21 protein-coding genes are annotated in these 20,558 nt (G+C 69.4%); 14 read left to right on the top strand and 7 right to left on the bottom strand.

Features of this window, described 5'->3' with window-relative positions; translation table 11 throughout:
* Nucleotides 1-21 precede the first annotated feature (21 nt).
* Nucleotides 22-1,188 (top strand): acyl-CoA dehydrogenase family protein, encoded by a 1,167-nt coding sequence (locus EV643_RS30635; protein ID WP_133803651.1) that lies wholly within the window; start codon nucleotides 22-24, stop codon nucleotides 1,186-1,188.
* 13 nt (nucleotides 1,189-1,201) lie between these two features.
* Nucleotides 1,202-2,731, top strand: a complete 1,530-nt coding sequence (locus EV643_RS30640; protein ID WP_133803652.1) for an acyl-CoA carboxylase subunit beta — start codon at nucleotides 1,202-1,204, stop codon at nucleotides 2,729-2,731.
* Nucleotides 2,732-3,013: 282 nt separating this feature from the next.
* Here EV643_RS30640 and EV643_RS44340 read toward each other — a convergent pair whose 3' ends face one another.
* A complete protein-coding gene (locus EV643_RS44340; protein ID WP_166665632.1) occupies nucleotides 3,014-3,157 on the bottom strand; it encodes a hypothetical protein in 144 nt (47 codons plus the stop codon).
* A 130-nt stretch (nucleotides 3,158-3,287) separates the two neighbouring features.
* Here EV643_RS44340 and EV643_RS30645 point away from each other — a divergent pair, with 130 nt between their 5' ends.
* The gene (locus EV643_RS30645) at nucleotides 3,288-4,085 is read left to right on the top strand and encodes an HpcH/HpaI aldolase family protein (protein WP_133803653.1); all 798 of its coding nucleotides are present in this window, start codon (nucleotides 3,288-3,290) and stop codon (nucleotides 4,083-4,085) included.
* A gap of 188 nt (nucleotides 4,086-4,273) precedes the next feature.
* Here EV643_RS30645 and EV643_RS30650 read toward each other — a convergent pair whose 3' ends face one another.
* On the bottom strand, nucleotides 4,274-5,347 hold the full coding sequence (locus EV643_RS30650; protein WP_133803654.1) for a CobW family GTP-binding protein: 1,074 nt from the start codon (nucleotides 5,345-5,347) through the stop codon (nucleotides 4,274-4,276).
* Nucleotides 5,348-5,490: 143 nt separating this feature from the next.
* On the opposite strand from EV643_RS30650, the gene EV643_RS30655 reads away from it, so the two are divergent.
* The 6 genes from EV643_RS30655 to EV643_RS30680 are packed head-to-tail and all read left to right on the top strand — an operon-like array spanning nucleotide 5,491 to nucleotide 10,782.
* Nucleotides 5,491-6,702, top strand: a complete 1,212-nt coding sequence (locus EV643_RS30655; RefSeq protein ID WP_133803655.1) for a GNAT family N-acetyltransferase — start codon at nucleotides 5,491-5,493, stop codon at nucleotides 6,700-6,702.
* A 12-nt stretch (nucleotides 6,703-6,714) separates the two neighbouring features.
* The gene (locus EV643_RS30660; protein WP_133803656.1) at nucleotides 6,715-7,434 is read left to right on the top strand and encodes a DUF4129 domain-containing protein; all 720 of its coding nucleotides are present in this window, start codon (nucleotides 6,715-6,717) and stop codon (nucleotides 7,432-7,434) included.
* On the top strand, nucleotides 7,431-7,952 hold the full coding sequence (locus EV643_RS30665; RefSeq protein WP_133803657.1) for a hypothetical protein: 522 nt from the start codon (nucleotides 7,431-7,433) through the stop codon (nucleotides 7,950-7,952). Before EV643_RS30660 ends, EV643_RS30665 begins: the two co-directional genes overlap by 4 nt.
* A 6-nt stretch (nucleotides 7,953-7,958) precedes the next feature.
* Nucleotides 7,959-8,939 (top strand): AAA family ATPase, encoded by a 981-nt coding sequence (locus EV643_RS30670; protein ID WP_133803658.1) that lies wholly within the window; start codon nucleotides 7,959-7,961, stop codon nucleotides 8,937-8,939.
* The gene (locus tag EV643_RS30675) at nucleotides 8,936-10,237 is read left to right on the top strand and encodes a DUF58 domain-containing protein (protein ID WP_133803659.1); all 1,302 of its coding nucleotides are present in this window, start codon (nucleotides 8,936-8,938) and stop codon (nucleotides 10,235-10,237) included. The genes EV643_RS30670 and EV643_RS30675 overlap by 4 nt, the downstream gene beginning before the upstream one ends.
* The gene (locus EV643_RS30680; protein ID WP_133803660.1) at nucleotides 10,234-10,782 is read left to right on the top strand and encodes a hypothetical protein; all 549 of its coding nucleotides are present in this window, start codon (nucleotides 10,234-10,236) and stop codon (nucleotides 10,780-10,782) included. Before EV643_RS30675 ends, EV643_RS30680 begins: the two co-directional genes overlap by 4 nt.
* Here the strand turns inward: EV643_RS30680 and EV643_RS30685 are convergent.
* A complete protein-coding gene (locus tag EV643_RS30685) occupies nucleotides 10,779-11,318 on the bottom strand; it encodes a TetR/AcrR family transcriptional regulator (protein WP_133803661.1) in 540 nt (179 codons plus the stop codon). The two genes, EV643_RS30680 and EV643_RS30685, sit on opposite strands and share 4 nt — an antisense overlap.
* 108 nt (nucleotides 11,319-11,426) lie before the next feature.
* On the opposite strand from EV643_RS30685, the gene EV643_RS30690 reads away from it, so the two are divergent.
* Nucleotides 11,427-12,839 carry an MFS transporter gene (locus tag EV643_RS30690; RefSeq protein WP_133803662.1) on the top strand — a complete coding sequence of 471 codons (1,413 nt, stop codon included), beginning with the start codon at nucleotides 11,427-11,429 and terminating at the stop codon, nucleotides 12,837-12,839.
* A 9-nt stretch (nucleotides 12,840-12,848) separates the two neighbouring features.
* Entirely contained in the window at nucleotides 12,849-13,193 is a 345-nt protein-coding gene (locus EV643_RS30695; RefSeq protein ID WP_133803663.1) for an MmcQ/YjbR family DNA-binding protein, read from the top strand.
* Here EV643_RS30695 and EV643_RS30700 read toward each other — a convergent pair.
* Nucleotides 13,165-14,340: a neutral zinc metallopeptidase gene (locus EV643_RS30700; RefSeq protein WP_133803664.1), complete on the bottom strand. Its 1,176-nt coding sequence runs from the start codon at nucleotides 14,338-14,340 to the stop codon at nucleotides 13,165-13,167. The genes EV643_RS30695 and EV643_RS30700 overlap by 29 nt on opposite strands.
* A gap of 93 nt (nucleotides 14,341-14,433) precedes the next feature.
* On the opposite strand from EV643_RS30700, the gene EV643_RS30705 reads away from it, so the two are divergent.
* Both EV643_RS30705 and EV643_RS47025 read left to right on the top strand, forming a co-directional pair.
* Complete coding sequence (locus tag EV643_RS30705; RefSeq protein ID WP_202869836.1) at nucleotides 14,434-16,125, top strand: DUF885 domain-containing protein; 1,692 nt, start codon at nucleotides 14,434-14,436, stop codon at nucleotides 16,123-16,125.
* A complete protein-coding gene (locus tag EV643_RS47025) occupies nucleotides 16,122-17,336 on the top strand; it encodes a Maf family nucleotide pyrophosphatase (protein WP_133803665.1) in 1,215 nt (404 codons plus the stop codon). Before EV643_RS30705 ends, EV643_RS47025 begins: the two co-directional genes overlap by 4 nt.
* Nucleotides 17,337-17,345: 9 nt before the next feature.
* Here the strand turns inward: EV643_RS47025 and EV643_RS30715 are convergent, their stop codons facing one another.
* The 3 genes from EV643_RS30715 to EV643_RS30725 are packed head-to-tail and all read right to left on the bottom strand — an operon-like array spanning nucleotide 17,346 to nucleotide 19,518.
* The gene (locus EV643_RS30715) at nucleotides 17,346-17,705 is read right to left on the bottom strand and encodes a hypothetical protein (RefSeq protein ID WP_133803666.1); all 360 of its coding nucleotides are present in this window, start codon (nucleotides 17,703-17,705) and stop codon (nucleotides 17,346-17,348) included.
* Between the two features lie 10 nt (nucleotides 17,706-17,715).
* Nucleotides 17,716-17,925, bottom strand: coding sequence for an acyl-CoA carboxylase subunit epsilon (locus EV643_RS30720; RefSeq protein ID WP_133803667.1), 210 nt, complete (start codon nucleotides 17,923-17,925; stop codon nucleotides 17,716-17,718).
* A 15-nt stretch (nucleotides 17,926-17,940) separates the two neighbouring features.
* Nucleotides 17,941-19,518, bottom strand: coding sequence for an acyl-CoA carboxylase subunit beta (locus EV643_RS30725; protein ID WP_133803668.1), 1,578 nt, complete (start codon nucleotides 19,516-19,518; stop codon nucleotides 17,941-17,943).
* A gap of 91 nt (nucleotides 19,519-19,609) precedes the next feature.
* Here EV643_RS30725 and EV643_RS30730 point away from each other — a divergent pair, with 91 nt between their 5' ends.
* The gene (locus tag EV643_RS30730; protein ID WP_133803669.1) at nucleotides 19,610-20,557 is read left to right on the top strand and encodes a hypothetical protein; all 948 of its coding nucleotides are present in this window, start codon (nucleotides 19,610-19,612) and stop codon (nucleotides 20,555-20,557) included.
* Nucleotide 20,558: the final 1 nt, after the last annotated feature.

Consider the following 20,558-nt stretch of genomic DNA (forward strand, 5'->3'; position numbering starts at 1 on the left):
GTCAATCGTAGGGGAGTGGTCATGTCGTTCGAGTTGTCCGAGGAGCACCGCGAGTTCCGCCGCAGTGTGCGCGATTTCGCCGAGGCCGAGATCGCCCCGCACGCCGCCGAGTGGGACCGCAAGCACTACTTCCCGGTCGAGACCGTGCAGAAGATGGGCCGGCTCGGCCTCTTCGGCCTGACCGCGCCCGAGCAGTACGGCGGCTCCGGGGGAGACTTCACCAGCCTGTGCGTCGCGATCGAGGAGATCTCCCGGGTCGACCAGTCGATGGGGATCACCCTGGAGGCCGCGGTCGGGCTGGGGATCAACCCGATCCTGACCTACGGCACCGATGAGCAGAAGCAGCAGTGGCTGCCCGACCTGGTGGCGGGCCGGAAGCTGGCCGGCTTCGGCCTGACCGAGCCGGAGTCCGGGTCCGACGCGGGCGCGACCAAGACCCGCGCGGTACTGGACGGTGACGAGTGGGTGATCGACGGGTCCAAGCAGTTCATCACCAACTCCGGCTCCAGCATCACCTCGGTCGTCACGGTGACCGCGCGGACCGGGGAGAAGCCCGACGGCCGGCCGGAGATCTCCACGATCATCGTCCCCGCCGGTACGCCGGGCTTCGTGGCGGAAGCGCAGTACGACAAGCTCGGCTGGCACGCGTCGGACACGCATCCGCTGTCGTTCGCCGGCTGTCGCGTCCCCAAGGAGAACCTGCTCGGCGAGCGGGGTAAGGGATTCGGCCAGTTCCTCGCGACGCTGGACGACGGCCGGGTCGCGATCGGGGCGGTCGCGCTCGGGTGCCTGAAGGCGTGCCTGGAGATGTCGGTCCAGTACGCCGGCGAGCGCAAGACGTTCGGCGTACCGATCGGACAGAAGCAGGGGGTCGCCTTCCAGATCTCCGACCTGAAGGTGATGGCGGACGCGGCCGAGCTGCTGGTCTACCGGGCCGCCGCGTTGAAGGACGCCGGCGCGTCCGTGCAGGAGTTCAGGCAGGCCGCGTCGGTGGCGAAGCTGTATGCGACCGAGTCCGCGGTGACGGCGACCCGGATCGCGACCCAGGTGTTCGGTGGCTATGGCTTCATGGAGGAGTACCCGGTCACCCGGTTCTACCGGGACGCCAAGATCCTCGAGATCGGCGAGGGGACGTCCGAAGTACAGCGCATGTTGATCGCCCGCGGCCTCGGCCTCCCGGTCGAGTGACAGGATTGCCGGTATGACGCGCGATCACTGGACCGAGGTCAAGGTCGCCCGCGAGGCGACGCTGGCGCCGCCGGAGAAGGCTGCCGCCAAGCTCGCCTCGCAGAACAAGCTGTACGTCCGGGACCGGATCGCGTTGCTCGTCGACGAGGGCAGTTTCGTCGAGGACGCCCAGTTGGCCAACGCCCTCAACCCCGGGCTGCCCGCCGACGGCGTGGTCACCGGGCGGGCGCTGGTCGACGGCCGGGCGGCCTTGATCGTCGCCAACGACCCGACCGTCAAGGCCGGCTCCTGGGGTGCCCGGACGGTGGAGAAGATCGTCCGGATCACCGAGGTCGCGCTGCGCGACGAGCTGCCGATCTTCTGGCTGATCGACTCGGCCGGCGCCCGGATCACCGACCAGGTGGATCTGTTTCCCGGCCGTCGCGGTGCCGGGCGGATCTTCCACAACCAGGTCGCGCTGTCCGGCAAGGTGCCGCAGATCTGCTGCCTGTTCGGCCCGTCGGCCGCGGGTGGCGCGTACATCCCGGCGTTCTGCGACCTGGTGATCATGGTCGACGGTAACGCCTCGATGTACCTCGGCTCGCCCCGGATGGCCGAGATGGTGGTCGGCGAGAAGGTGACGCTGGAGGAGATGGGCGGCGCCCGGATGCACACCAGCGTGTCCGGCTGCGGCGATCTGCTCGCGGCCGACGACACCGAGGCGATCGACCTGGCCCGGCAGTACTTCTCCTACCTGCCCGGATCCTGGCAGACCCGGCCCCCGTCGTACGACGCCTCGGCGCCGGCCCGGGACTTCACCCGGGACCTGGTGCCGGCCGAGGAGAGCGTCGGGTTCGACATCCACGACGTGATCGACGCGGTGGTGGACGCGGACACCTTCTTCGAGATCAAGCCCGCGTATGCGCCGGAGCTCGTGGTCGGCTTCGGGCTGCTGGCCGGCCAGGTGATCGGGATCGTGGCGAACCAGCCGGCTGTGAAGGGCGGTGTACTGTTCGTCGACTCGGCGGACAAGGCGGCCCGGTTCATCTGGTTGTGCGACGCGTTCAACGTGCCGCTGGTGTACCTGTGCGACGTACCTGGCTTCATGATCGGAAGCGAAGTCGAGCGGGCCGGGATTATCCGGCACGGCGCGAAGATGATCACCGCGGTCTCGGAGGCGACCGTCCCGACCGTCTCGGTGATCGTGCGGAAGGCGTACGGCGCCGGCCTGTACGCGATGTGCGGCCCGGGGTTCTCGCCGGACGCATGTATCGCCTTGCCGACCGCGAAGATCGCGGTGATGGGCCCGGAGGCGGCGATCAATGCCGTTTACTACAACAAGATCCAGGAGATCCCCGGCGAGGCCGAGCGGGTCGAGTACGTCGCCAAGCTGCGCGAGGAGTACGAGACCGATATCGACATCCTCCGGCTCGCCGCCGACCTGGTCATTGACGCCATCGTCGAACCCGAGAACCTCCGCACCGAACTGATCGCCCGCCTCGCCGCCGCCCAGACCAAGGACCGCCACTTCAGCTCCAAACGGCACGGGGTCCCGCCGGTCTAGAACACGTTCCGTTCAATTGGGGCGGTGCTGGTGGTTGGTCGAGATAGCAGCCGCGTGGGTGCGCCATTTGAGGGGTTGACCTTCGAGAACATGGTTTGCCCACTCGTGCTGAGGGTGGAGATCCCACAACTCCAGGGGTCAAAACCCCTCAAACGTCCGCTCACGCCGGGACTTCGGACCCTCCGACACCCGGCCCGGTCGGCATGTCCGCATCCCGAGCGGTCAGGTTCCGCATCGTGGGAAGCGCGGCCCCGGCTGGCGGATTGGGTCACCGCTAGCGTGTTATACAACCCGCCAGCGACCACATAACCCGCCAGCGGCAGCCTGCCCAACCACCAGATACAGCGACAGCACCTCGATGGAGGTCGCGTCGGGGAGCCCGGCCGCGGCGAGGAGATCGTGCAACAGGGCTTCGGTTCCGGGCATGGCCGCCATTCTGCCGAGCCATGGGCTGGGGTCGCGACGAGTTTAGGTTCGGGCGGCCGACGCGGTGCCGGGGGATGGCGGTCGGGCCGTTGGACGGGCGCTCCCGCGGCCGATCGGGTAGAACAGACGGGTGACTGCCAAGAGCTTCTGCGAACGATTGCGTGCACGTGATTCGGTTGTCGGGTACTGGGTGGTGCTGGACGCGCCGCCGGCGACCGAACGGATCGCCCGGGTGGGGTACGACTACGTGGTGCTCGACGGGCAGCACGGTCTGCTCAGTGCCCGCGGCATCCTCGACGGTCTGCTGGCGATCGACGCGGCCGCGACGGACACGGTCGGCCTGGTCCGGGTCGAGGCGAACAACGCGACGCCGATCGGCCGGGCGCTCGACGCGGGTGCTGCCGGCGTGATCGTGCCGCTGATCGACACCGCCGACGACGCGGCGCGGGCGGTGGCCGCGGCCCGGTACCCACCGGCAGGGATCCGCTCCTACGGACCGACCCGGTCAGGTCTGCGGATCGGGCCGACCCCTGCCGACGCCGACGCTGCGACGGTCGTGCTCGCCATGATCGAGACCCGGTCCGCCCTGGAGAACGTCGCCGAGATCTGCGCGACGCCCGGCCTGGACGGCATCTACGTCGGCCCTTCGGACCTCTGCCTGGCCGTGGGCGGCAAGTATCCGGGCGACCCGGACGTGGCCGACGTGTTCGAGGCCGCCATCACCCGGATCGCGAAGGTTGCGGCTGACGCCGGAGTGGCCGCGGGCATCCACACCAAGAACGGCGACACCGCCAAGCGCCGCCTCTCCGAGGGCTACACCTTCGCGACGGTCTCTTCCGACCTGGACCACCTCCAGTCCATCGCGGCCGACCACCTCGCCACCATCGGCCTGACAAACCGACGCGAGCCCGGCGACCCGGCGTACTAGCGGGCACTAACCCGTGACCCCGAACAGCTTCTGGGGACCTTGAACAATTTCCGGGGACTTCGGACACCGTACGTTCCTGTCCGAGGTCCCGGGTTCTTGTCCGAGGTACCGGGTTCTTGTCCACGGTCCGCGCCCTGGGTTCTTGTCTGGGGTCCCGAGTGCCTGTCTGAGGTGATGGTGGGGTGCTGCTAGAAGACTCCGGCGAAGGGGTCGTCGAGGGATTGCCAGTCGAGGGTGGCGAGCTCGGATTCGGTGAGCAGGCAGGCGTCCAGGACGGACTGGAGGCGCACCGGGTCGAGGCCTACGCCGGTGGCGACCAGGGTGCACTCGGCCAGGTGTTCGGTGTCGGACCACTCGCCGAGCATGCCCAGCGAAGCGCTGAAGCCGGCTGACTCCCAGCGGACGCGTTGGGTGGGGCGGTTGGCCAGCCAGACGACGCCGCGGCTGCGGACCACGCCGTTGACGATGTCCTCCAACGCGTCGTTCAGGCGGACCGGATGCAACGGGCGGGTCGAGCGCCACAGAACCGTGGTGACACCGTCGCCACTGGGTTGCAGGCGGTCCTCGGCCGCGAGCTCACCCGCCCACGCCTCGGCGGCCACGAAGTCGAACAGCCCGGTCCGTGCGACCACGCCACTCGGTACGCCGGCCGGGTCCGCGTCGACGACTGTGGTGCGCGGGTTCAGGTGGAGGAGCAGGTTGTGCAGGCGTTCCGGGATCGCGCTGCGATGGGCGTTCGCGAGCACGCAGACATCGGCGTACTCGATCTGCCGCGCGGTCAGTTCCGCCACGTTGCGCCGGTCGGGTGGACCCAGTGCCAGGCCGCGCTCGGCCAGCAGTTCGTCACCGGAGAGCTGCTCGACCAGGAGCACCGCGTCGACCACGCAGGTCACGGTGTCCACCTCGATCTCGGGCATCGTCGCGACCAGCGCGCTCGCGAGCGGCCGGGCCTCCATCGCGGGCGGCGCGGCCAGTACGACGTGTCGCCAGTGGCCCCGCTCGATCAGGGCACCGAGCAACGGCAGGAGTGACTCGATCAGCTGGCAGGCGCCACAGTCGTCGCCGACGGTGAACTCCCCGGCGTCGATCGGCCCGGAGGCGTCGAACACCTGCCAGGCCAGCACACCCCGGCGCGTGAGCTCGTCCTGATCGACCGCGATCACCACCGTGGCGGCGTCGGTCATGGCGTCCAGGACGGGTTGGCGGAGGGTCGTCGAGAGCCCGACGAGCAGGGTCAGCGGGATCTTCCGAGGGGCGGCCATGGCAGGAGTATATGAAAACGGTTTTCATCAGTCCAGAGCTGGGGTCAGTCGGCTTTCCCGCCATACCGGCAAATTTCCGCACCGTGCCGCGGAATCTCGGAAAGTCAGGGGCGGACGGTAGGCGGGTCTGGTAGGCAGGGGGCATGACGAACGGGATCGGGCATTTCGAGGGTGAGTGGGCAGAGCTCGTGCGGTTGCTGAACCTGGGGTTCGCGGCACCGTGGAGCGAGGCGCAGTTGGAGGCGGAGCGGAAGGTCTGGGAGCCGGCCCGGAGCATCGTCGCGCAGGAGGACAAGGAGCTGACCGGGCATACGGCGGCGTTCTCGTTCCAGATGACTGTGCCTGGTGCGCAGCTCCCGGTGGCCGGCGTGACGATGGTCTGCGTCAGCCCGACCCACACGCGACGCGGGATCCTGCGGGACCTGATGCGCACCCAGCTCACCGAGTTGTACGAATCCGGTTCCGAGGCTGTCGCCGTACTGACCGCGAGTGAGCCGGTGATCTACGGGCGCTTCGGGTACGGGCTCGGCTCGGACCACCAGGAGATCACGGTGCCGAAGGTGTCCCGCGCCATCCGCCCGGTCGTGGGTGTCGACGCGGTCAAGATCCGGTACGCCGATCCGGCCGAGTCGCAGGAAATCACCACCAGGATCCACAACGAGCAGGCCGCAACCCGGCCCGGCATGTTCCAGTACGACGAACGCTGGCAGGACTACGTCGCCGGCGAGAACGTGGTGACGGACACCAAGGGCGGATCCCCGCTCCGCTGTGTGCTCGCGTCGGTCGACGGTGAGGTGACCGGGTACGCGCAATTCCGGACGAAGCGCACGGACAGGGGGTTCGTGGACGTGTCCCGCGTGCACGCCAAGGATCTCGCGTCCCACATCGCGCTCTGGCAGTTCCTCTTGAACCAGGACCTGTTGCGCGAGACGACGTACGAGCTGCTTCCGTCTGACGACCCACTGCTGTCGTTGCTGGTGGATCCCCGTGCGCCGAAGGCGACCACGATGGACGGGCTCTGGGTTCGCCTCGCCGATGTGGGCCGCGCGCTGGCCGGCCGGCGGTACGTCAGCGACCTCGACGTGGTGCTCGGGATCACCGACGACTTCCTCCCGTGGAACGCGGGCAACTGGCACCTGACCGGTGGACCCGACGGCGCGAGCTGCGAGAAGACCGATCGCCCGGCCGACCTGCTCCTCGACGTACGGGAGTTGGGAGCGGTGTATCTGGGCAAGCCGTCGCTGCGGCTGCTCGGTGCGGCCGGCCTGGTCGAGGAGCGGACCCAGGGGGCGCTGGCGCGGACCTCCCATTCGTTCCTCGGAAAACGCGTACCCTGGCTCGACACCGGCTTCTGAAAGGCTTCCCGGATGCGACCGAGCCCGCGCAGTGCTGTGGCGTTGGTCGTCGTGCTCGTGGTGGGCGTGGCCGCCGTTGCGCTGGTGGTGTTCGCGTCGGCCGGCGGCAGCGTGCAGCCGGTCAGCGAGAGCACGTTGACCGCGTCGCCGCGCCCGATCCCGACCGACAACGAGACGGCGTCGATCGACGTACCGACGCCGGGTGAGGGACCGACGCCGAGGGAGCTGAAGCCGACGGAGATTCCCCAGTGGGTGCAGGCGCTCTGGCAGGCGGTGGTGTACACGCTGGCGGCGCTGCTCGTGCTCCTGCTGCTCCGGCAGCTGTACCGGATGCTGCGTCAGGTGCAGTTGCCCGAGGCGGAGGACGACGGCGCCGACTGGGAGCGGGTGAAGGTCGACCGGCTGGCCGAAGCGGTCGAGTCCGGCCTCGCGTCGATGGACTCCGGTACGGCGACCGACGCGGTGATCGCGTGCTGGGTGGCGCTCGAGGAGGCAGCCGCGTCGGCCGGGGTCGCGCGTGATCCCGCGGAGACGCCGGCCGAGTTCACCGTCCGGGTGCTCGGCATTGGCGGCATCTCCGAACCCGAGCTGCTCCGGCTCGCCCAGCTGTATCGCGAGGCCCGCTACTCCACCCACGGCTCGACCGAGGAAGCGCGCACCCAGGCCCGCACCGCCCTGCTCCGCCTCCGCGACGAGCTCACCGCGGCCACGATCTCAGCGGGTGAGGCATGAGGGGTATCAACAAAGTCGTCCTGCAGTACTTGGTGATCGCCGTGGTCGTGAGCCTGCTGCTGATCGCGGGCTTCGGGCTGGCCGGCACCCAGCCGAGACCACTCTGGTTCGTCGCGATGGCACTCGCGATCGCGTTCGCCGCGGTGGCGATCCGGTTGAGCTACCCCGACGTGCTGGAGACGTCCTGGCCGGCCCGGTACGACGAGAAGCTGGCGGAACTACGGGCCAGGAGCAACGACAACCGGACCCAGTTCCTCGCCACCTGGGTGCAGGAGTCTGACCGGGAACGCCGGGCCGGCGAGGGATCGCTGACCTTCACCCGCCGGATCCAGCCGCTACTGCTGGAGCTGACCACCGACCGGTTGATCCACCGGCACGGCATCAATCCGCAGCTGGATCCACACCGCGCCCGGGAGCTGACCGGCGACCAGTTGTGGAACCTGATCACCGGCACCGAGGTGCGTACGGCGTCGCTGGCCGAGATCGAGCAGGCTGTCCAGACCATCGAGAAGTTGTGAGGGACCGTGACTGAGCTGGAACTTCGACCGACCGATGTGTCGGCTTTGAGCCGCCTGGTACTCGACCGGGTCGGTGAGGCCGTGGTCGGCAAGGGGAACGCCCTGGAGTTGGTCCTCGCGGGCATCCTGGCCGGCGGGCACGTGCTGCTGGAGGACTACCCGGGGCTGGCGAAGACGCTCGCTGCACGCTCGTTCGCGCAGGCCCTCGGGCTGGAGTTCCGCCGGGTCCAGTTCACCCCGGACCTGTTGCCCTCCGACGTCACCGGCGCCTTCGTGTACGACCAGAAGGAGTCCGAGTTCGTCTTCCGGCCCGGCCCGATCTTCACCGGCCTGCTGCTCGCCGACGAGATCAACCGGACTCCGCCGAAGACCCAGGCCGCCCTGCTGGAGTCGATGCAGGAACACCAGGTCACCGTCGAGGGCCAGACCTTCCCGTTGCCACAGCCGTTCCACGTGCTGGCGACGTCCAACCCGGTTGAGTACGAGGGCACCTATCCGCTCCCGGAGGCCCAGCTCGACCGGTTCATGCTCCGCATCGCCTTCGGCTATCCGAATGCCGACGAGGAGTGGGAGGTGCTGCAGCGCCGGATGGCCCGCCGCAAGGAGGACCAGACCGTCGAGCCCGTCACCGACGCGGCCGGACTGCTCGCCGCCCAACGCGCGATCGAGACCGTGACCGTGGACAACACCGTCGGCCGGTACTGCGTGGAGCTGACTGCCGCGACCCGTCGGGACTCCCAGGTGCTGGTCGGCGCGTCCCCACGCGGTTCGCTGGCGTTGCTGTTGACCTCGCGCGCGTACGCCGTGATCCAGGGCCGGGACTACGTCGTACCGGAGGACGTCAAGGCGGTCGCGATCCCCGCGCTGGCACACCGGATCACTGTCCGGCCCGAGCTGTGGTTGCACGAGGTCACCGGCGCGACCGTGGTTCGTGCGGTCCTCGGATCGGTGCCGACGCCTCCGACCGTCGTAGGCGCTCGGCAGTGACCTGGCGGCCGACCCACGCGCAGATCCGGGTGGTCGCCGCGGCCGCCGGACTGCTGGTGGTGGCTGTCCTCGCCCGGCGACCCGACGCCGCCGTGCTCGGTCTGCCACTGGCGTTCCTGGCGGTTTGGGGTCGCTACTTCCGGCCGCGTGAGCAACCGGAGGTCCATACCGAGTTGGACGCGCCCGTACTGTTCGAGGGGCAGGCCACGACGTACAGGTTGCGCGTCACCGGGACACTCGACCCCGACATCGATCTGGTGGTCGCGGCGCTACCCCGGAGCCGGTGGTTCCGGTACGACCCACCACAGGCAGCGGTAGCCGAGCCCGCATCGTCGGGGACCGTGTCGCTGGAGGTAGGCGTCCGCTCCGAGCGATGGGGCCTACGGCAACTGGAACGCCCGCTGGTGATCGCCACCTCGGTCCTCGGCGCCTATCGCATGCAGGCCGCCTCGGCGGGTGCCGTGAGCGTGACCACGCTGCCGCTGCGTGAGGGGTTCGAAGCAGTCGACGCCGTACCACGCCCTGCCGGGCTCGTCGGGTTACACCGGTCCCGTCGGCCGGGGGAGGGCACCGAGATCGCAGGGGTGCGGCCGTTCCGCACTGGGGACAGGCTGCGCCGGATCAACTGGTCCGTCTCCGCCCGGACCCGCGAACTGCATGTCACCTCGACCTGGTCCGACCGGGACACAGAGGTGGTGATCCTGCTCGACACCGGGCAGGAGGTGGGGATCAGTGAGGGCATCGACGGTCGGTCGAGCAGCCTGGACACCGCGGTACGGGCGGCCGCGTCCATCGCTGAGCATTACCTGCGGCACGGCGACCGGGTGCGATTGGTCGACACCGGCACAGTTATTCGCGGTGTCCGGGCCGGAAGCGGACGGGCGCACCTGCGGCGGATCCTCGACGTACTGGTGCACGCGGATCGCAAGGGACGGCAGCAGGACGAGGTACAGCTCGCCCGACGGCACCGGGTCCGCGCGGACAGCCTCGTGTTGGTGCTGAGCCCGTTGCTGCGACAGTCGATGCTCGGCTACATCGTCACGCTGGTCCACTCGGGCTGCACGGTCATCGCGGTCGACACGCTGCCCGAAGAGGTGGCTGACGTGATCGATCTCGAGCAGCACGATCCGAGAGCGTGGCCGCTGGCCTGGCGACTGCGGCTGCTCGAACGCCGTAGCGAACTCGACCGGCTCGGCGACCTCGGCGTACCGACGGTTCGCTGGCGCGGGGCAGGCACCCTGGACGAAGTACTGCGGGACGCCGCACGCGTCTCCGCTGCGCCAAGGATGCGGTCGTGAGCGGCGCGGAGCGGGTGACCCGATGGTTGGCGGAGATCCGGGCGTCCGGGTCGGCGTCGCTGATTGCGCGGGCTGCCATCGCCCTGGCCGGGACGGTCGCTCTGCTGGTCCCGGCGGTGCAGTCGTGGAACCAGCTGGACGCCGTGCCGGTCGTCGGCGTACCGCTGCTGGTCGTCTGCATCGTGTTGCCGGATTCGGCGCCGGCGCTGGTGTTCATCGTGCTCGTCGCGCTGGGCTGGATCGTGCGGGCGCCGGCCGAGGTCAGCGTGTCCGTGGTGATCACCGGGATCGCGTTGGTCGTGGTGCACCTGGCGTCCGCGTTCGCCGGGCAGATCCCGTCGTACGGGCAGGTCAGCCGCCGGGCCGTTCGCCGTTGGTTGCTCCCGGCAACTGTGGCGTTGTTGCTCGGTCCGGTGGTGGCGATCGCCGCTGCCCTGGTCCGGGGTGCCGCCGTACCGGGCTCGCTGCTGGTCACCGTCGGCGCGCTGGCCGCGGCCACCGCCGCGATCTGGTTCGCCTCCGGTCAGTCGATCGGCTCCGACTAACCGTCCAACGTGTCGAGGATCTCGGTCGACCAGTCGCAGGTGAACGGTTTCGGGCCGGCGACCTGCATCGCGGCCATCACGGTGAGCAGCATGCCGGTGGCGATGAACTCGCGGGCCTCCTCGGCCGAGGCGCCGGTGAGTTCGCGGACCAGCTTGTAGATGCCGCCGAACCGGGCCCGCACGGTGTCGCCGATCGCGGGATCGGCGCTGGCGGAGAATCCGTGCAGCAGGACGACGAGTAGCTCCCGCTCGGTCATCAGGGAGTGGTACGCGTCGCCCAGGCTGGCCAGGTCGGGCTGCTCGGCCGCCGCGTCCCGGAACGTCTGCTCGACCCGGTCGCAGACCCGCTGGACGGTGGCGAGGAACAACTGCTGCTTGGTGCCGAACAGGCGGATCACGTACGGCTGGGACACGCCGGCCAGCCGGGCGATCTCGTCGGTCTTGGTGCCCGCGTAGCCGGACTCGCCGAACGCCAGCACGGCGGCCCGCAGTACCTCCTCGCCGCGCTCGGCCGCGGTCAGCCGGGTCCTCGTCATCGGTGCTCCTTCCGTCATCACTTGACATGTTATCAGTCGATGCATACTTTGGTCTCTGAGCCTAGTTATCAGTCAATTACAACAACTTGCCCGAGAAGGAGAACCGCGATGACTTCGACCGCCCTCGAGCCCGAGGACCTGGCCGCGCGGCCGGTCGTCCGGCGCTCGCTCGCCACGGTGCTGGCCGTGGTCGCGATCCCGATGTTCATGGTCACGCTGGACAACCTGGTGGTGACCACCGCGCTGCCGGTGATCAAGGCAGAGCTGGGCGCTTCGCTGACCGACCTGCAGTGGTTCGTCAACGCGTACACGCTGTCGTTCGCCACGCTGCTGCTGACCGCCTCGGCGATCGGTGACCGGCTCGGCCGGCGGCGGATCTTCCTGGCCGGGATCGCGCTGTTCACGGTCGCTTCCGCGGCCTGCGCGCTCGCCACCGAGCCGTGGATGCTGATCACCGCCCGCGCGATCCAGGGGGTCGGCGCGGCGGCCGTGATGCCCTTGTCGCTGACGTTGCTGTCGGCCGCCGTACCGGAGAAGATGCGCAGCGCCGCGATCGGGATCTGGGGTGGCATCTCCGGTCTCGGTGTCGCCGTCGGCCCGGTGATCGGCGGGGCCGTGGTGGACGGCCTGAACTGGCAGTGGATCTTCTGGCTGAACGTGCCGATCGGGGTGCTGATGCTGCCGTTCGCGGCCCGGATCCTGACCGAGTCCTTCGGCGGCGCGCGGCGGTTCGACCCGGTCGGCCTGGTGCTGTCGGCGGTCAGTGTGCTCAGCATCGTCTGGGGTGTCATCAACGGCGCCGAAGACGGCTGGACCTCCGGCGGCGTGTTGACCGCGCTGATCGGTGGCGGCGCGTTGCTGGTGGCCTTCCTGGTTTGGGAGAGCCGTAATCCGACGCCGATGTTGCCGTTGCGGTTGTTCAAGTCGCGGGCGTTCAGTGTCGTCAACGCGGCCGGGGTCACCTTCTCGGTCGGCGTGTTCGGGTCGGTCTTCCTGCTGGCGCAGTTCTTCCAGGTCGTGCAGGGATACAGCCCGCTGGAGTCGGGGCTGCGGACGATGCCGTGGACGATGGCGCCGATGGTGGTCGCTCCGATTGCCGGGCTGATCGTGGATCGCGTCGGTCCCCGCGTGCTGATCGCGTCCGGACAGGTTCTGCTCGCGGTCGGGCTCGGCTGGATGGCGCTCGTCACGACGGTTGACGTCACCTACGGCTCGTACGTCGTGCCGTTCGTGCTCGCCGGGGTCGGGATGGGGCTCACGTTCGCGCCGTCGGCGAGTGTGGTGATGGCGAGTGCGGCCGAGACCGACCGCGGGGTGGCCTCGGGGACGAACAACACGATCCGCGAGGTCGGCGTGGCGTTGGGCGTCGCGCTGCTCGCGTCGGTGTTCGCCTCGGCCGGTGGGTACGAGAGCCCGGCCCGCTACGTCGACGGCCTGGTCCCGGCGGTCTGGGTCGGCGCCGCCATCGTCGCCGCCGGCGCCTTCCTCGCCCTCCTCCTCCCGGGCCGCCGCCGCTTGTAGTCTGACCCCGTGCTCGATGCCGACGACGTTCGCCGTATCGCGTTGTCCTTCCCGGAGACGGTGGAGAAGGAACGCTGGCATCATCCGACCTTCGATGTGGCCGGCCGGATGTTCGTCACCATCCCCGACGACCAGACCTCGTTCGCGGTGCGCTGCCCGAAGCTCGAGCGCGACGAACTCATCGCCGCCGAACCGCACAAGTTCTGGGTCCCGCCCCACGAGGCCCCGTCGGCCTGGGTCCGCGCCCGCCTGGAAGCCCTTGAGGACGCCGGCGAGCTCTACGACATTCTGCTGGACTCGTGGCGCCAGGTGGCCCCGCCCGAGCTCAGTCGACCAGGCGGGGCGGGGCGCTGAAGGTGTTGCAGGTGGCCAGGTTGGCGGTGACGAAGGACTTGCCCATGTAGCGTTTCTGGCTGGCGGTGCTGCCGTGGGTACCCCGGCCGGGTGGGTCGCCGGCGGTGACGACCCAGCGGTTCCAGGCGGTGAGCAGGTTGCCGTTGATCGGGTAGCTGCGTTTGTTCGCGGCCAGGAAGACGCCGGCGAGGCAGTTCGCCTGGAGTTCCATCCGGCGGGTCTCGAGCAGTACGCCGGCGGAGGTGGACGCCTCGTAGCGGCGGTTGTGGGACGCCTCCAGGATGCCAGTCAGGTACTGGAGGTGGTGGCCGTACTCGTGCGCGATCGACCGGGTGTACCACATCCGCGCGTACGCCTTGGTCAGCACGTCGGGGTACTCGTTGTAGACCTCGGCGAAGACGTCAACCTTCATGTACATCATCTCGTTGGCCGAGCAGTAGAACGGTACGGATTTGGCGCCGCTGCTGCACGGCGTGGTGACCACGCTGCCCGACCAGTAGGACATCTGCGGCGCGCGGAACTGGTAGCCCGCGGCCCGCACGTACGGGGCCCACGCGCGATCCAGGCAGGGCTTGACACGAGCCCAGTACGCCGCGGCGGCGCGGTTGTTGCTCGGCCGGATGTTCGGTTCCTTGCAGTTGACCGAGCGCTGCTTGCCGGTACGGTACAGCTTGTTCTGCTGCACGATCTGGTTGTCGGTCAGCCGCGGCTTCGGCGGCTTGTACGTCGTGGTCTGCGTGGTCGTCGGCTCCGTCGTCGGTTCCTCGGTGGGTTCCTCGGTCGGTATGCCGGTGGTCGGGGTGTTGCGGTGCACCGTCGGCCGCACGGTCGGCTGGGTGACGTTGCCGTCCGCGTTCTTCTTGATCACACCGAACGCCCACAGACCCGCACCGGCCAGCACGACCAGGCCCAGGATCGCGAACACCGGGCCCTTCGACCGTTTCTTGGGCGGCTCGGGACTGAACTGCGGCCCCCAACCGAAGCTCGCGCCCTGCTGCGGCGCCACCGAAGCCGGCCCGTACTGCGGCATCCCGTACTGCGGCGGCCCGTACTGGGGTGGCCCGTACTGCGGCGCCGGCGGGCCGTACTGAGGAGGTGCCCCCCACTGACCGGGCTGGTTAGGTGGACCGAACGGTGTCTGGCTCAACCCCGTCCCCTTCACTGACTTGTCAGCCACAGCGCTGAAGAGAGCGACACACTACCCGGCGGCGCGGCCATTTCGCGGGGTAGTGTCGGCCGGGTGACGGACGCCACCACACCGACCAGCCCGATCGACGAGATCTCCGAGCGATTCCTCGAGGCCTACGTCGAGCTCTCGCCCACCGCGGCGACCTACATGGGGATCCCGGGGCACGACCACCGGCTGCCCGACTTCTCCCCGGCCGGGTTCGAGGCTCTGACCGAGCTGAACCGCCGGACCATCGCCGACGCGACCGCCGCCGTACCGGGGAGTCCGCGCGAGGAGGTCGCCAAGGACGCCCTGCTCGAGCGCCTCGGCCTCGAACTCGAGACGTACGAGGCCGGCGTACCGCAGTACCAGCTGAACGCGCTCGCGTCGGTGCCGGCCGAGATCCGGCAGGTGTTCGACCTGATGCCGACCGAGACCGAGTCGGACTGGGAGACGATCGCGATCCGGCTGAACCAGGTCGGTACGACGCTGGACGGGTTCCGCGAGTCCCTGCTCGACCAGGCCGGCCAGGGCCGGGTGTCGGCGGCGCGGCAGGTGGAGGACCTGGCCAAGCGGATCGCCAGCTGGGCCGGTGCCGACGGCGACGACTTCTTCGCCGGGCTGGCGGCCCGGGCTCCGCAGAGCGGGGTGAAGGCGACGGTCGAGGCCGCCGCGACCGCCGCCCGCAAGGCGTACGAGCAGTTCGGCGAGTGGCTGACCACCGAGCTGTTGCCGAAGGCCCCGCAGCGGGACGCGGTCGGCCGGGAGGTGTACGAGCTGGCCTCGCGCAACTTCCTCGGCGCCGCGATCGACCTGGAGGAGACCTACGCCTGGGGCTGGCAGGAGCTGGCCCGGGTCGAGGGCGAGATGCAGAAGATCGCCGCCACGCTGAACGACGGCGACCCGAGCATCGAGGCCGTCGCGGCGCGGCTGGACCAGGACCCGGACCGCAAGATCCACGGCAAGGAGGCGTTCCGCGACTGGATGCAGCGGCTGGCCGACGGCGCGGTCGGGGAGCTGGCCGGGACGCATTTCGACATCCCGGACGAGATCAAGCGGATCGAGTGCATGATCGCGCCGACGTCCGACGGGTCGATCTACTACACCGGCCCGAGCGAGGACCTGACCAGCCGGCCCGGCCGGATGTGGTGGGCGGTTCCGGCCGGCGTCGAGGACTTCGCCACCTGGCGCGAGGTCACCACCGTGTACCACGAGGGCGTGCCCGGCCATCACCTCCAGGTCGCCCAGACCATGCTCCGCGCCGACCAGCTGAACCGCTGGCAGCGGATGGGGTGCTGGGTCTCCGGCCACGGTGAAGGCTGGGCCCTGTACGCCGAACGGCTGATGGAGGAGCTCGGGTACCTCGATGAACCGGGTGCCCGGCTCGGCATGCTCGACGCGCAGGCGTTCCGGTCGGCCCGGGTGATCGTCGACATCGGCATGCACCTGGAGCTGGCGGTGCCGCAGGACAACCCGTTCGGCTGGCGTCCGGGCGAGATCTGGAACGCCGAGCGGGGGTTCGAGTTCCTCCGCGCGCACTGCCGGATGGAGACCGACTACCTGCGGGCCGAGCTGAACCGGTACCTCGGCTGGCCGGGGCAGGCGCCGTCGTACAAGGTGGGCGAGCGGATCTGGCTGCAGGCCCGGGAGGAGGCCAAGCAGCGCGCACGTGCCGCCTTCGACCTGCGGAAGTTCCACTCCGACGCGCTGAACCTCGGCTCGCTCGGTCTCGACCCGCTGCGCCGCGCCCTCGCGAAGCTGTGAATCCGGGAGCGAAGAGGCCGCGGTTCGTCCTCGCCTCTGCGTCGCCGGCCAGGTTGCAGACGCTGCGCAGCGCCGGGGTCGAGCCGGAGGTGATCGTCTCGGGGGTCGACGAGGATCACGTCACCGCGGAGAACCCGGGCGAGCTGGCGCGAGTCCTGGCGACCTTGAAGGCGCGCGCGGTGGTGGCGACGTTGACCGAGCACGCGACCGTGCTCGGCTGCGACTCCGTGCTGGAGATCGACGGTGTCGCCTACGGCAAACCCGAATCGCCCGAGGTCGCGCGCGAACGGTTGCGGACGATGCGTGGACGCAGCGGCATCCTGCACACCGGGCACTGCCTGATCGACACGGCCGGCAAGCAGGAGTTGCGTGAGCTGGAGTCCACGACCGTGTACTTCGCGGATCTCACCGACGACGAGATCGACGCCTACGTGGCGACGGGCGAGCCGCTGGTGGTGGCCGGCTCGTTCACGGTGGACGGTCTCGGTGGGCCGTTCGTCACCGGGATCGAAGGCGACTACCACAACGTGGTCGGCGTCTCGCTGCCGCTGGTACGCCGGATGCTGGCCGAGGTCGGCATCCCGTGGCCGGCGTTGTGGGAGTCGCCGTACTTCGCGTACGACGAGGACGAGGCCGCGAAGTACGACGAGACGCGTGGTGGTCCGGAGCGGGCCCGAGCCGCGGCGGAGGCGGTGGATTCCCTGCTGCCGAAGGGCGGACGGGTGATCGAACTGGCCGTCGGCACCGGCATCGTCGCCGCCGAACTGGTTGCTCTGGGCAACCTGGTGCACGGGGTGGACCTGTCGCCGGCGATGTTGCGGCACGCCCGCGTCCGGCTGCCGGGACACGTTGCTGCCGCGGATGCCGAGCGGTTGCCTTTTGCCGATCGGCGGTGCGACGCGATCGTCGCGGTCTGGTTGCTGCATCTCCTGGACGACAGCGAGCCGGTGCTGGCCGAAGTGGCCCGAGTACTACGCCCCGACGGGGTTTTCATCACCACGACCGAGAAGTCCGAGGCCAGCCGGGTCGCCGACGGGCGCACCCCGAAGGACCAACGATCGCAGGACTCCCTCGCGTTGCTGGTCGCGCGCGCCGCGCAGTACGGGCTGGTCCTGGACGCCGCGACCACGTTCACCGGCGTGAACCAGTCGCGCGGGAATCACCCGGATCCGCTGTACCCGCTGGTCCGATTCCGCCGCACCCTCGGCTGAGGGCCTTGGCTAGTCCTTGATCCCGGCCTTCGCGTCCAGCAACTGTAGAAGGTCGTGGGCGGCCAGTTCGATGGACTTGTGCCGCCACTCGGCGGCTCGGTAGACGCAGGCGATCAGCCCGGTCCGGTGGATGCGCCGGAAGTCGCCGTACACGAAGGCGTACCGCGCTTTCGTCTCGTCATTGGCGCCTTCGGTCAGCCCAAGGTGCCAGGCAGCGTACTCGTCCCAGCTGTGGTTGGCCAGGAACGCGTTCTGCGCCTCGGCGTTCGGCTGAACCTCACCCCATTCGCTGTCCAGCACATACTGCCGGCTCTCGATCAGCCGCTTCGCCTGCTCGACCGCCACCGGGTCGACCGCGTACTTGGCCATACGGCCAGTGTCACGGATGAGCGCTGGCGCGCCAACGACCTGGGCCGGGGTGCAGGGGGCGTTTGGCGTGGCGCCAGTAGGTCGCCCAGTCACTGGCGCGGCCCGGCTCCGCTTGGGGAGTAGGGGCGGCCGCGCGGGCGGCCACCACGGCGACCACGGCGGCCAGTTCCTCGGGAGTCGGGTCGCCCTTGACGACACGTAGTACTGGGGTATCGGACATGACCACGGTCTCCGATCAGAGCGGGATGTTGCCGTGCTTCTTGGGTGGGAGGGTGTCGCGTTTGGTCCGGAGGAGGCGGAGGGCGCGGATGATCTCGGCGCGGGTCTCGCTGGGCTTGATCACGGCGTCGATGTAGCCGCGTTCGGCCGCCACGTACGGGTTGGCCAGATGGTCCTCGTACTCGGTGATCAGTTGCTGCCGGCGTGTTTCGGCGTCCTCGGCGGCCGCGAGCTCACGGCGGTAGAGGATGTTGACAGCACCCTGCGCGCCCATCACGGCGATCTGCGCGGTCGGCCAGGCGATGTTCATGTCGGCGCCGAGGTGCTTCGAGCCCATCACGTCATACGCGCCGCCGTACGCCTTCCGGGTGATCACGGTGATCATCGGCACGGTCGCCTCGGCGTACGCGTAGATCAGTTTGGCGCCGCGGCGGATGATGCCGTTCCACTCCTGGTCGGTGCCCGGCAGGAAGCCCGGTACGTCGACGAACGTCAGGATCGGCAGGTTGAACGCGTCGCAGGTGCGGACGAACCGGGCCGCCTTCTCGGACGCGTCGATGTCGAGGGTGCCGGCGAACTGCATCGGCTGGTTCGCCACCACGCCGACCGGTCGGCCCTCGACCCGGCCGAAGCCGACGATCATGTTCGGCGCGAACAACGCCTGCACCTCGAGGAAGTCGCCGTCGTCCAGCACTGCCTCGAGCGCGGTGTGCATGTCGTACGGCTGGTTCGGCGAGTCCGGGATCAGTGTGTCCAGCGCGAGATCGGTCTCGGTGGGCTCCAGGTCCGCCGCGGAGTCGTAGACCGGCGGGTCCTCCAGGTTGTTCTGCGGCAGGTGACCGACCAGCGTCTTCACCCACTCGATCGCGTCCTCCTCGTCGCTGCCGAGGTAGTGCGCGTTACCGGATTTGGTGTTGTGCGTCCGGGCGCCGCCGAGCTCCTCCTGGGTGACGTCCTCGCCGGTGACGGTCTTGATCACGTCCGGGCCGGTGATGAACATGTACGACGACTCGTCCACCATCACGGTGAAGTCGGTGACGGCGGGGGAGTAGACCGCGCCACCCGCGCACGGGCCCATGATCAGCGAGATCTGCGGGATCACGCCGGATGCGCGGACGTTGCGGCGGAAGATCTCGCCGTACAGGCCGAGACTCACCACGCCTTCCTGGATCCGGGCGCCGCCGGAGTCGTTGATGCCGATCAGCGGGCAGCCGATCTTCATCGCCAGGTCCATCACCTTGACGATCTTCTCGCCGAACACCTCACCCAGGCTGCCGCCGAAGATGGTGAAGTCCTGCGCGAACACGCACACCTGGCGGCCGTCGATGGTGCCGAACCCGGTCACCACGCCGTCGCCGTACGGGCGGTTGTCGTCCAGGCCGAACGCGGTCGATCGGTGCCGGGCGAACTCGTCCAGCTCGGAGAACGACCCCTCGTCCAGCAGCAGCGCGATCCGCTCCCGGGCGGTCTTCTTGCCGCGGGCGTGCTGCTTCTCGACCGCGCGCTCCGACCCGGCGTGCACGGCCTCGTCCAGCCGTTGCTCCAGATCCGCGAGCTTCCCGGCGGTGGTGTGGATGTTCACGGTCTCTCCCATAAGCGGGCAGCCTAACTTCAATATCCGGTACCAGGTGCTGTGACGTCCGCCGCAGCCCCGGTTGAACCCACTCGTCGGTAACTTCTCTCGGGTGGCGGCATCCGATGTGGACGACCTCATTCGCAGTATCAACCGGTTGGTCATGCGTGACACCGGCGGCTGGTCGCCACCGGGCGCCATCCCGGAGATCCCGCAGCAGATCCGCGACGCGATCGAGCCGCTCGCCCTGAACCGGGACATCCCCACCCGGTTGCTGCCGAAAGGGACCGGCCAGCCGGATCTGCGGCCGGAGATCCGGCGGGCGGCGACAGCGGTCGTGCGGTACTGCGTGGCCGGGCTGGAGCCGGACAACCTGCAGCACCGCCTTCAGCCGGGGGATTGGCGCGAGCCGCTGACCGTTGCGGTCGCCAGCGCGTACGCCGAGACCGCGACGCCTCGCCTGATGCGGGAGTTGCTGACCGACGGTGGTGCCGCCGAACTCGGCGAGTTCCCCGAGCGGCAGCGGCAGGGCTACGCCGCGGAAGGGTGGTCGCTGGCCGTCAGTCTCGCTTCGCGGACCGGCCGGTCGCCCGATGAGGAGCTGCGCGACCTGGCCGGGGCCGGATCAGGCGGTGCCGGCCGGCTGGCGGCGGAGATCTTGCTCAGCACGAAGCCCGAGTACGAGGACGTACCGCCGCTGGACCGGTACCAGATCGCGGACGTGGTCACCGACCACATCGAGGCCAGGTTCGCGCCGAACGTTGACGTGGAGAAGCCGCTGCGGGACGTACCGGAAGGCATTGCCAGCGACTACCTGGACCGGGTGGACGCCGTCGAGCTGGGTGCGGAGGCGATCGACAAGGCCAGCGAAGTCGCAGACCGGGAGATCCTGCGCCACCAGCGCGAAGCCGCCGGCGGATCGGAGGAGGTGGCGGCGAGGTTCGCGGGAGGCGATCCGGCGATGCAGCCGTTGGGCAAGGCCAAGGCTCCGGGCAGCGCGCCGACGGCAGCCCGGTCTGCCACCGGCGAGCAGCCGGGTCCCCGCGGCCGGGAGCGCTGAG

Origin of the sequence: Kribbella caucasensis, assembly GCF_004361855.1 — a bacterium.
In the GTDB taxonomy this organism is placed as follows: domain Bacteria; phylum Actinomycetota; class Actinomycetes; order Propionibacteriales; family Kribbellaceae; genus Kribbella; species Kribbella caucasensis.